9 protein-coding genes are annotated in these 11757 nt (G+C 43.0%); 4 read left to right on the forward strand and 5 right to left on the reverse strand.

Annotation, left to right across the window (positions count from 1 at the left end; translation table 11 throughout):
* The first annotated feature begins 582 nt into the window (after window positions 1–582).
* The 4 genes from E2491_RS10930 (at window position 583) to E2491_RS17495 (ending at window position 5390) form a co-directional block, all read left to right on the forward strand.
* A complete protein-coding gene (locus tag E2491_RS10930) occupies window positions 583–2262 on the forward strand; it encodes a glycoside hydrolase family 13 protein (protein ID WP_134375686.1) in 1680 nt (559 codons plus the stop codon).
* A 199-nt stretch (window positions 2263–2461) separates the two neighbouring features.
* Window positions 2462–3331, forward strand: coding sequence for a cation diffusion facilitator family transporter (locus tag E2491_RS10935; protein ID WP_134375687.1), 870 nt, complete (start codon window positions 2462–2464; stop codon window positions 3329–3331).
* Window positions 3332–3598: 267 nt separating this feature from the next.
* The gene (locus tag E2491_RS10940; protein WP_244093942.1) at window positions 3599–5074 is read left to right on the forward strand and encodes a SulP family inorganic anion transporter; all 1476 of its coding nucleotides are present in this window, start codon (window positions 3599–3601) and stop codon (window positions 5072–5074) included.
* A 178-nt stretch (window positions 5075–5252) separates the two neighbouring features.
* On the forward strand, window positions 5253–5390 hold the full coding sequence (locus tag E2491_RS17495) for a hypothetical protein (protein WP_166805854.1): 138 nt from the start codon (window positions 5253–5255) through the stop codon (window positions 5388–5390).
* 48 nt (window positions 5391–5438) lie between these two features.
* Here E2491_RS17495 and E2491_RS10945 read toward each other — a convergent pair whose 3' ends face one another.
* The 5 genes from E2491_RS10945 to E2491_RS10965 form a co-directional block, all read right to left on the reverse strand.
* The gene (locus tag E2491_RS10945; protein WP_134375688.1) at window positions 5439–6077 is read right to left on the reverse strand and encodes an FMN-dependent NADH-azoreductase; all 639 of its coding nucleotides are present in this window, start codon (window positions 6075–6077) and stop codon (window positions 5439–5441) included.
* A 158-nt stretch (window positions 6078–6235) separates the two neighbouring features.
* The gene (locus E2491_RS10950; protein ID WP_134375689.1) at window positions 6236–7600 is read right to left on the reverse strand and encodes a SpoVR family protein; all 1365 of its coding nucleotides are present in this window, start codon (window positions 7598–7600) and stop codon (window positions 6236–6238) included.
* Between the two features lie 102 nt (window positions 7601–7702).
* A complete protein-coding gene (locus E2491_RS10955; RefSeq protein WP_134375690.1) occupies window positions 7703–8350 on the reverse strand; it encodes a response regulator in 648 nt (215 codons plus the stop codon).
* A gap of 13 nt (window positions 8351–8363) precedes the next feature.
* Window positions 8364–9473 carry a GAF domain-containing sensor histidine kinase gene (locus tag E2491_RS10960; RefSeq protein ID WP_134375691.1) on the reverse strand — a complete coding sequence of 370 codons (1110 nt, stop codon included), beginning with the start codon at window positions 9471–9473 and terminating at the stop codon, window positions 8364–8366.
* Between the two features lie 340 nt (window positions 9474–9813).
* Window positions 9814–11538 carry a phospho-sugar mutase gene (locus E2491_RS10965; RefSeq protein ID WP_134375692.1) on the reverse strand — a complete coding sequence of 575 codons (1725 nt, stop codon included), beginning with the start codon at window positions 11536–11538 and terminating at the stop codon, window positions 9814–9816.
* Window positions 11539–11757: the final 219 nt, after the last annotated feature.

Genomic DNA, 11757 nt, shown 5'->3' on the forward strand with positions numbered 1-11757 from the left:
CCTGGCACCGATGGAGTACCGGTACCAGGCCGTAGCGTAGTTCTAACCTTTTTTCTTTTTTACTGTCTACTTGACAGGGTGCAGTTCATAATGACCCCAGAATGAATGTTATTTTTTTATCCAATTCATTACCTCCTGTTTTTTCATACAATTTGATTTCGCACTTTGAAAATTCTTTTCAAATTTTATATCTCTTAAATCGTTAGAATGATGAGCTGTTTTGATGGACTTTGAGAACCTAACACTAATCATACTTTTCGACAAACGTATATAAATTTCCTTTTTATTTACAATATCCACATATCATTAACCAAAAGTACCGTTTTGACGAATTCACAGTCTAGTCGCCTGAGCTAGACAAAGGAAAGCCCAGGATGAGTCCGGACCGGCTCTCTTTTCACCTTCTACCTATATCCTTAACCAAATTTAAAAAACATTAAAATAACCATTGCGAAATCAAAATGTAAGCGGTAAAATAAACGGGTATAAAAGTGAAAATAAGTTTGCCGATCAACGGACTACAGGCTCCGTTTTTTTATTTACCGTGAGTGCAAACGATTGCATAAATGATGGAGGTGCCTTATGAAAAAAATATGGTGGAAAGAAGCCGTGGGCTATCAGATTTACCCGCGCAGCTTCCAGGATTCAAACGGTGACGGGATTGGTGACCTGCAGGGAATCATCTCACGTCTTGACTATGTAAAAGACTTAGGAATTGATGTGATCTGGATCTGCCCGATGTATCAATCCCCTAACGATGATAACGGATACGACATTTCTGACTACCAGGCAATCATGGATGATTTCGGGACGATGGATGACTTCGATCAGTTAATGGAAGAAGTTCATGCACGCGGAATGAAATTAATCATTGATTTCGTTCCAAACCACACAAGTGACGAGCACAAGTGGTTCGTTGAATCACGTGAATCGAAGGATTCCCCAAAACGCGACTGGTACATCTGGCGCGATGGTAAGAAAGATAAAAAAGGAAAAACAATCGGTGAGCCGAATAACTGGGAAAGTATTTTCGGAGGCTCTGCATGGGAATATGATGAAAAAACGGACCAGTACTACCTCCATGTCTTCTCTACTAAGCAGCCGGATGTAAACTGGGAAAACCCTGAAGCACGTCAGGCAATCTATGACATGGTGAACTGGTGGCTTGATAAAGGAATCGACGGCTTCCGGATTGATGCAGTGAGCCACATTAAAAAACGTAAAGGGTTCCCTGACATGCCAAATCCGAAGAAGAAAAAATACGTTTCTTCTTTCGACATGCATATGAATCAAAAAGGCATTCAGCCTCTGTTAAAGGAATTTAAAGAAAAAACGTATGGCAATTATGATGTGATGACGGTCGGCGAAGCCAATGGGGTTTCTATTGATGAAGCAGACCTTTGGGTTGGTGAAGAAGAAGGTAAGATGGATATGATCTTCCAATTCGAACACCTTGGCCTGTGGGATGCTGAGACCAATCTTGACCTGGACATTGTAGAACTGAAAAACGTGTTGTCAAGCTGGCAAAAAGGGCTTGAGAAAGACGGCTGGAACGCTTTGTTTATTGAGAACCATGATAAGCCGCGTGTTGTCTCAACATGGGGTAACGATGATGAGTTCTGGTATGAGAGTGCGACATCCATGGCAGCGATGTACTTCCTGATGCAGGGTACACCATTCATTTATCAGGGTCAGGAAATCGGTATGACCAATGTTCAGTTTGAATCAATTGACGATTACGACGATGTATCAGCTAAGAATATGTACCGTCTGCGCCGCGAGGAAGGTGTTCCGCATCAGGATATTATGCGTATTCTGTGGGCTTCATCACGTGACAACAGCCGTACACCAATGCAGTGGTCAAATGAAGCATATGCAGGCTTCACCACTTCCTCTCCGTGGATGAAAGTGAATCCGAATTACACGGAGATCAACGTAGAAGATCAGTTGAAAGATGAAGGATCTGTGCTTTCTTTCTACAAGAGAATGATTGCCCTGAAAAAAGAACATGAGATTTTCACTTACGGCATTTATGATCTGCTGCTTCCTGATCATCACCAGATTTATGCGTACACGAGAACTCTTAATGATGAGAAGGTCGTTGTGATCACAAACCTTTCTGTTAAAGATGCTGTGATGGAAGATCTGGATTTTAAAGTTGAGCATGAAAATCTGCTTCTAAGCAACCTTGAAGTCAAAAAGCATGGCCCTGCGTCTACCCTTGTCTTAAAACCTTATGAAGCACGCGTATATAAAATCTGATTTAATGAAAGACTGTCCTAATGGACGGTCTTTTTTATATAAAAACGTCACTATTTTCAGAATTCCCTTGCCTTTGGTCAACTTATTTTTCTCGTCACAATAAGCATGGCTTCAGCTTACAACGTTGCTATAGACCCACTCAGGGCACGTCTGCTACGATTTAATTACCAACATCTTAATTGATCCGGAGGCCATGTTTATGGATTTATATGATAATTTAAAAAAGGGTGAACGCGGGGCATGGATCAGTATTGGAGCGTACCTTGTCCTGTCTGCTATTAAACTCATTGTCGGGACCGTGACCGGTTCAGAGGCATTAAGAGCAGACGGATTAAATAACTCCACAGATGTCATCGCTTCCGTTGCTGTGCTGATCGGTCTCCGTATCTCACGAAGGCCACCTGATAAAAATCACCACTATGGACATTTACGGGCAGAATCCATTGCTTCTTTTGCTGCCGCTTTTATCATGACAGCTGTAGCAGTTCAGGTTCTGGTACAGGCTGGATCTCTCCTTCTTCAGGGAGGAGCAACAGAACCGCCGAGCGTGCTGGCAGCCTGGACAGCCATCGGAAGTGCGATCGTCATGTTCGGCGTGTATGCGTATAATTTAAGACTCTCTAAAGCGATAAAAAGCTCCTCATTATTTGCAGCTGCTCAGGACAACCGTTCAGATGCACTTGTCAGTATCGGGGCCGCGATCGGGATTTTCGGAAGTATTTTCGGGGTATTGTGGCTGGATCCGTTAGCTGCCCTGATTGTGGGACTGATTATTTTAAAGACGGCAATCGGCATTTTTAAAGATGCGATTCATACGTTAACGGACGGTTTTGATCAGGAGGAAGTGCAGGATATCACGCTTAATGTCTCGGATATTCCCGGGGTGAGATCCATTGAAGAAATAAAAGGACGGACACATGGTAACATGATGTTCATTGATCTGACGATTAAAGTCAATCCGGACCTGAATGTCATAGAAAGTCATGATATTACAGAGGAAATTGAAGCTTCTTTAAAGGAAAGACATCCTCACACTGAGGTACTCGTGCATATTGAGCCTGATATTTAAACATCAAAACTCCAATGGAAGATTTTCATCTGGAGTTTGATGTTTTTTATTTTCAGAAAAAACTTTTTATCCATCCCTTCTTTTTTATGAACAAGGATAGATATATTAAGAAAATAACAGTATATGAGAGTAATTGTTTTGTTAATGCGCTTACATCAATCTGATTATAAATTCTCATTGTGCTATAATCTCCTCGTTATCAACGGACCCTGACTTTTCTGAGAGTGGAAAGTCAAACAAAAAAATTGAATAAGGAGAGATGCAAAGTTGGATTTAGCACAATATAAACAGGAGTGGTTTGGGAATGTGAGGGGCGACATCATGTCCGGTACGCTTGTTGCCCTTGCACTGATTCCTGAAGCAATTGCTTTTTCGATCATTGCTGGAGTAGATCCTATGGTCGGGCTTTATGCTGCCTTCTGTATCGCAGTGGTTATTGCATTTATCGGCGGACGCCCTGGAATGATTTCAGGTGCAACAGGTGCTATGGCACTTCTTATGACAACACTTGTTGCCGATCACGGCTTACAGTATTTGTTTGCAGCCACGATTTTAACAGGTATTATTCAGCTGATTATGGGTGTATTAAAATTAGGAAAGCTGATGCGCTTTATTCCGAATTCAGTCATGATCGGGTTTGTAAACGCACTGGCGATTTTAATTTTCATGGCTCAGTTGGAACAGTTTGAAGGTGCCGGCTGGGTGATGTATGCACTTGTTGCTGTATCGCTTGCCATTATTTATTTAGTTCCGAGATTTTTTAAAGCCATTCCTTCCCCGCTTATTGCGATTATCGTTGTCACAGCATTTGTGATGATTACGGGAGTTGGAACAAAGACGGTTGGAGATATGGGAACCATCACGCAGGCACTTCCTACTTTCTTTTTCCCTGATGTCCCATTTAATATGGAAACGTTGATGATTATTCTTCCTTACTCTTTATCGCTGGCCGTTGTCGGATTACTTGAATCCCTTCTGACTGCTCAGATTGTAGACGATATGACAGACACACCTAGTGATAAAAATAAAGAAGCGCGTGGTCAGGGAATCGCGAATATGGTTACGGGCTGCTTTGGCGGTATGGCTGGCTGTGCGATGATCGGGCAGGCTGTGATTAACGTCAAGTCAGGTGGACGCGGAAGATTGTCTTCCTTTACTGCAGGGATTGTTTTACTGACACTAATTATCGTCCTGACAGATCTTGTTGTTCAAATACCGATGGCCGTTCTTGTCGGAGTCATGATCATGGTATCGATTGGTACATTTGACTGGAACTCATTAACACGCCTCCACAAAGTACCGAGATCTGACGCGGCTGTAATGATTGTCACGGTTGTTACGGTTGTGATTACACATGACCTTTCAATCGGGGTGTTGGCCGGCGTTCTTTTAAGTGCGATATTCTTCGCTTCCAAGATCTCAAAGGTTCATGTTCAAAAAGAACTCGACCATGCAGCATCTACTGTAGTTTACAAGGTGGATGGTCAGTTGTTTTTTGCTTCCGTCACAGAATTTGTGATGGCGGTTGATTATGAGACTGACGGGATTGAAAAAGTCATCTTCGACTTTACGAATGCCCATCTTTGGGATGATTCCGCGATCAACGCCGTTGATAAGGTCGCAATCAAACTGAAGCAGCAGGGCTTACAGGTTGAATTGACAGGATTAAATAAAGAAAGTACAGAGCTCGTCAATCAACTTTCCATTCATGATAAAACAAATGCAAAACTGACTGGTCATTAATCAAATAATTGAGAAGGCTGTAAAACGAATCTAATTGTTTTACAGCCTTTTTTATTCAAAATTCGATTTTCACCTTTCGTTTGTAAGCGTTTACTTTATAGATTATACTAATTACACATCTAAATAACCTGAGGCTTGAAGTTCTGCTTATATCTTCATATGAACGGAGTCGATTATCATGAAAGCGAAGCGTTTTGATGAGTTGGTTCAACGTTTGGAAGAAGTCGCGGGAAGAGAAGAAAAAGCCGGGGGCATTCAAAATTACTTTATTTTAGGAATCGGAATCGCAGCCATCTGGATTCATTCTTTGTTATGATTCGTATATTTTAAAAGGTGCCCCCGGAATTCGGGAGCACCTTTTTGATTATCGTGCTGCTACTGCAACTAGGTCTTTAGCCGTTTCAACGACGCGCTTAAAGCCTTCTTCTTTAATTTCTTCTGTGCGGTCAACGTATTGGTTGTGACCTTCGATGACAACATCCGTCTGCTTCTGAATACCAAAGAATCCAAGCGCATTTTTGATGAAGTTGAGGCTCATTTCAGCACCCTGCATGGCCGGAGCTGAGTAGTCTCCACCGCGTGCATTAAGTAGGATCGCACGCTTGTCTCCCATTAGCCCCTGTGGACCTTCAGCTGTGTATTTGAATGTTTCTCCTGCGCGGAACAGGTAATCCATGTACGTGTGAAGCACAGCCGGTACTGTAAAATTCCATAGCGGGAAGGCAAATACGACAACATCTGCCTGCTTGAAACGCTCAAGGTGGCCATTAGCAATCGTTAATACCTTTTCTTCAGCTTCTGTAAGCTGGGCATTTTCTGCCTGCTTGAACTGAGCTGCAAGAAAATCCTGTCCGATATATGGAAGCTCTTCGTTATATAAATCGACCTGATCGACTGTAATCTCTTCGTTATTTTTAATTTCCTCAAGGAAAAGATCATGCATTCTTGCTGACACTGACTGATCGGACGGACGGTTATTCGCTTTGACGAGTAATACTCTCATGTTGAAAAACTCCTTTTATGCTTATTAGTCACTTTTATTACTATAACCGAGACACATAATTTTAAACATCTCGAATACGAGATAATTATAAAAGGGTGAGCAGATCAATTCAATTGATCTGCTCACCCTTTAACAAACTTTTTACGTTTGTGTATGAATTATTTATCCACATTCTTTTTATAAACGGCCCTGCCACTGCATGTATAACAAACCGGGTTCGAATGAATCACTGTTTCCAGATGGACGGTTTTGCCCCAAATCCGGTAAATGTGATGGAGTACTTTTTCAAGGTAAGTAGTATCAAGCTCTTCCCCTTCATATTGATGCCTCAGATAAAGCTCACCGTTTCTTAAATAATCACCATTTTCAACCACGATATAAGGGAATCCTCCGTTCACTCTCGAATGAACGAGTTCGTCACGGATCCCCTCCCATTTTTTATCGATGATTTTATAGTCACGGCCAGTTTGCTGAAACACATATAAATCTTCTGTCTCAACAAATTCTTTCGTCATAAAATTTCTGATAAAAGACTGGTCTGATTCAAGCTCTCTTACTTCAAAGATTTTCCCCCGTCCGGCTCCTGCACCATCCTCTTCATCCCATCTTTTTTCAATGTCTTCAAAAAGCTTAATACCGAGATAGTAAGGGTTGATTTGCGTTTTGGACGGCTGCACGACATTTGCGTTTAATTTCGCATATTCTATCGCTTCAGATTCCGTTAACGGCAGCTCTCTCATAATCTTCTGGTGCCAGTAGGACGCCCAGCCCTCATTCATGATTTTGGTTTCAAGCTGCGGCCAGAAATAGAGCATTTCCTCCCGGATAATCGTCATAATATCCCGCTGCCATTCCTCGAGCTCCTTACTGTGCTGCTGAAGGAACAGCATCAGATCTTTCTCAGGTTCCTCCGGAAACATCTTTTTCTTCTGAATCGGCAGATCTTTTTTCTCTTCATCCCATAAATCACTGTAAGGAGGCAGAATTTTCTTCACTCCTTTTGGTTCTTCCTCTGTACTTTTCTCTGCTCTGATCAGCCCCGGGTCAATATGTTCTTCAATCGCCATGACCGCATCGAGAAAAGTTTCAACTTCGTGACGCCCGTATTTATGCTCATAAAATTTAATCCTCTCAGATGATGCAGCCATCCGCTCCACCATATCCCGGTTTGTGTTTTGAAAACGGACATTATTTTTAAAGAAATCACAGTGTGCAAGCACATGGGCAATGATCAGTTTATTTTGAATGAGCGTATTTGTATCGAGCAAAAAAGCATAGCAGGGATTGGAATTAATGACGAGCTCATATATTTTACTAAGGCCCAGATCATACTGCAGCTTCATTTTGTGATACTGTTTTCCAAAACTCCAATGAGAAAAGCGCACCGGCATTCCGTATGCCCCAAACGTATAAATAACAGAAGCAGGGCATACCTCATACCTCATCGGATAGAAATCAAGGCCGAATCCCTTCGCCACTTCAGTAATCTCATCAATCGCATAATACAAATCTTTTGTACTCACTGCCTCACCTCTTTTTTATCAGCATATTCCCTGATGGCAGAAGTATGATTGCAGAAAAGGGACAGCACCTGGTCTATTGAAGACCGGGTGCTGTCCCTCTTCTTACTTTCCGGGTGAGGCAAGACCGTGACGGACAGCGTAGAGTGCTGCCTGTGTCCGGTCTGATACTTCGAGCTTGGAAAATAGGTTGGAGATGTGCGTTTTGACTGTTTTTTCAGTAATGAATAAAGCAGATGCGATTTCCTTGTTGCTTTTTCCCTTTGCGAGCTCAAGCAGTACATCCTTTTCTCTTCTTGTTAGCTGATGCAGCTCGTGTGGGGATGGCTCTTTTTGGTTCACTCTTGATAAAAGCTGATTTGTAGCCTTTGGATGAAGGGTGTTTTCACCTTTGATCAGCTTCCTGATCGATTCAACCAGCTCGTCCGGTTCAATGTCCTTCAGCTGATAACCGGCTGCTCCCGCCTCAATGGCTGGTATCACATGATCCTGGTCTGAAAAGCTTGTCAGCATCATGATCTCGGTTCCAGGAAGTGCACGCTTGATTTCCCTTGTCGCTTCAATCCCATCCATTTCAGGCATGATTAAGTCCATCAGGACAATATCCGGCTGTAATTTTTTGACGAGTTCAACAGCCTCCAGACCATTTTTCGCTTCCCCTACGATTTCTATATCTTTTTGCGTTTTTAAAAAGAAGACGAGTCCTCTCCTCACCACGTGGTGGTCATCTGCAATCAGTAATTTGATCGCCATTCTTATCACTCCTTCAATATGGCAGGCTAATCTGAATCTGTGTTCCCTTGCCAGGTGCACTCTGAATATGGAATGTGCCATTTAATATTCTTGTACGCTCTTTCATGCTTGATATCCCGATTGACGGAAGCCTGTCAAGGTGATCGGTATAGAAACCCTGTCCAAAATCCCGGATGATCAGGCTGATTCTGTCTTCAAATGCCTCAATCCAGATGAAAATTTCATCTATTCCGGCATGTCTTTTACAATTGGTCATTGCTTCCTGGGTGATTCTGAAAATCGCTTCTTCCACTCTTGCCGGTAGATTTAACACACCACTCACTTTTACTTCCACTGTCAGGCCGAGTATTTCACCGAAACCCTTAACCGCTTCACTGATTCCACCTTCCACTCCTTTAGGACGCAGTTGCCAGATCAGCGCTCTCATTTCAGTCAGTGCTTCTTGGGCAAGTGATTGCAGACCATGAAACGTTTCCTTGACTTCCTTTTGCTCAGTCATTTCCGCTCCGCCGCGGGCCGTCAGTGTCATTGAAAAGAGGAGTTGGTTAACTGAGTCATGCAGGTCCCGGGCAAGGCGATTCCTCTCCTGCATGAGCGCGATTTCCTGTTCTTTTTTCGTTAATTGAATTCGTTTAATGGCTGAACCGATCTGAAAAGCAACCGATTCAAGAAGGGCCAGTTCTTCATGACCAAATTCCCTTCTTCCCGGCGTTGCGACATTCAGCAGGCCAAACCTTTCATTTCCTGACTGTAGCGGGACGGTTGCATGATGCGTGATACCATCCGTACTTTCACGCTTCCGGTCTACCGCTTCGACAATCCGCTTACATTCAATAATATTGGATGCCTTTTTCAGGCTGCCACGTTTAAAACGGTTCACACACCAGCAACCGCCTGCCTTCATGAAATAACAGTCTTTTTCAAGCAGTGCTTCCGGCAGGTGGTGATGTGCGATTAAAGAATGCCTGCCATCCTCTTCTATAAAAAATACCCATCCGGCGTGAAAATCTGTTCCGTCAAGGAATTTTTTTAATGCTCCTTCAAGCATGGATTCAAGTTCTGTTTCTTCGTTCAGTAATTCGGCGATTTCTTTTAAAATTACAACATGTGATGGATTGTTCATGACTTTCCCCCATTCTATTTCATTATAAAGAAATTTTTTGAAAAGCGTTATCCTTCCTTTTGATGAGGTTTTGTTCAGTCAAAAGGATGAATAAACAGTTAAGGCGGGACAATCTCTAAATAAGAGTTTGTCCCGCCCGCATGATGATATTAATAGAAACGTGCCGGGGACATCCTTCGCTTTCCGTGGCCGGGCGGTGAACCCGCCTGCGCTTCGCACAGTCGGGTTCACCTGACCCTTTCCGCCACAGGAGTCTTCGGATGTCCCCGGCACTTTATATATTTTTCAAAAAGTAAATAGTACATCCCTGAAACTACACCAAAACCTTCAAATATTCAGATCAAATAAACGAGTGAACTTTTTCCATGAAGGATGCTTTTACGTGATTTAGTTTATGTTCGCTGTCGTCGAGGCTTGAACCGATGACGCTGAAATAGAATTTTACTTTTGGTTCGGTTCCGCTTGGACGTACGCATACCCATGAGCCGTCTTCTAGGAAGTACTTTAATACGTTTGATGATGGAAGTTCGATTTGCAGTTCTGTCTGGTCTGCGTTTAGGCGTCTTGATGTCTGGTAATCTTCCTGTGCTTCTACTTTCAGACCGGCGATTTCTGTTAGTGGCTCCTGACGGAAGGACGACAGGATGGTCTGGATCTGATCGGCACCATCTTTTCCTTTAAGCGTAAGTGATTCAAGCCCTTCCTGATAATATCCGTGCTGTTCAAATAAGGCCAGCAGGACTTCATACAGTGTTTTGCCCTGAGACTTATGATAAGCAGCCGCTTCTGTCGCAAGGAGCGCAGCCTGAATGGCATCTTTGTCACGTGCAAAGTCTTTTACAAGGTAGCCGTAGCTTTCCTCATAACCAAACAGGAATGAATATTCGCCTGTTGCTTCGTATGTTTTAATTTTTTCCCCGATAAATTTAAACCCTGTCAGCACATCCTCAGCGGTTGCACCATAGTGTTCAGCAATTTTCCGGCCGATTTCTGACGTTACGATCGTTTTGAATACGCGGCCGTTGTCAGGAAGCTGACCCTTCTCTTTTTTACGTGCTAAAAGATAATCAAGCAGCAGTGCTCCTGTCTGGTTTCCTGTGAGTAGAATGTACTCGCCATCCGGGCCTTTAACAGCAAGGCCGAGGCGGTCTCCATCCGGGTCTGCTGTAATAAGAAGGTCTGCTCCGATTTCTTTTCCGTCACGAATCGCATATTCAAACGCACCCGGCTCTTCAGGATTCGGAGATTTAACCGTTGTGAATTCTGAATCCGGCTGCTCCTGCTCCTTCACCACGTGCACATCATAACCAAGTGCCTTTAAGCCGCGCTGCACCATCATATTCGAAGCACCGTGCAGCGGAGAAAATACCACCTTCAGATCGGTTTCTTTTGACATCTGCGGCTTTTCAGAAACCGTGATCAGATGCTCTGCATATGCATCATCGACTTCTGTTGAAATGATTTTGATCAAGCCTTTTTCCTTCAGTGACTCAACAGCATCCACTTCAATCGTCAGTTCATTTTCAATGGCATTAATTTCAGCAATAACAGCGTCTGCATCAGCAAGATTCAGCTGGGCACCGTCTGCACCATACACTTTAAATCCATTATATTCAGGAGGGTTGTGACTGGCCGTTGTCATGCCTCCCATAAATGTCTTGAGGAATCTCACTGCAAATGACAGTTGAGGTGTAGAGCGCAATGATTCAAATACATATGTCTGAATCCCATGTGTAGCAAGTGTACGGGCAATCTCCATTGAGAATTCAGGAGATTTCCGTCGGCAGTCATACGCGAGCACAACGCCCTGCGATTTGGCTTCTTCACCATGTTTTTCTATGTATCTTGCAAGACCTTCTGCGGCCTTACGCACTGTATACGTATTCATTTTGTTCGTACCTGCGCCAATTTCCCCGCGCATGCCACCGGTTCCGAATTCAAGGTTTTTATAAAAAGCGTCTTCTTTTGCTTTTTCGTTATGTTGGATGGAATGAATCTCTTGTTTGATTTCCTCTTCTAAAGTATCAAAGTTTGCCCATTTTTCGTATTCTGACTGATAGTTCATTTCAATCCCTCCCGGTAGGTATCTGTGATTCTATTGTTATTGTAGCAGAATGGAATATGATTGAATATTGAAAATGGGAAAAACCCCTGAATAGTCAGGGGTTTTGTTAGAGTTTTGTTTTTAAAATCCGGGCCGGGTCATTCCTTCGCTCGTATAGTATAGATAACCAGATTTTTCTCTGGTTCCTCTGTTATACATGTTTTATTTGTATAATGAAGG

This window comes from Jeotgalibacillus sp. R-1-5s-1 (assembly GCF_004405105.1).
Lineage (GTDB): Bacteria > Bacillota > Bacilli > Bacillales > Jeotgalibacillaceae > Jeotgalibacillus.

Bases quoted from the DNA above. Each gene is read 5' to 3' on its own strand.
- E2491_RS17495 (WP_166805854.1), top strand. From the start codon at position 5,253: ATGAAAGCGAAGCGTTTTGATGAGTTGGTTCAACGTTTGGAAGAAGTC.
- E2491_RS10955 (WP_134375690.1), bottom strand. From the start codon at position 8,350: ATGGCGATCAAATTACTGATTGCAGATGACCACCACGTGGTGAGGAGA.
- E2491_RS10945 (WP_134375688.1), bottom strand. From the start codon at position 6,077: ATGAGAGTATTACTCGTCAAAGCGAATAACCGTCCGTCCGATCAGTCA.
- E2491_RS10960 (WP_134375691.1), bottom strand. From the start codon at position 9,473: ATGAACAATCCATCACATGTTGTAATTTTAAAAGAAATCGCCGAATTA.
- E2491_RS10965 (WP_134375692.1), bottom strand. From the start codon at position 11,538: ATGAACTATCAGTCAGAATACGAAAAATGGGCAAACTTTGATACTTTA.
- E2491_RS10930 (WP_134375686.1), top strand. From the start codon at position 583: ATGAAAAAAATATGGTGGAAAGAAGCCGTGGGCTATCAGATTTACCCG.
- E2491_RS10935 (WP_134375687.1), top strand. From the start codon at position 2,462: ATGGATTTATATGATAATTTAAAAAAGGGTGAACGCGGGGCATGGATC.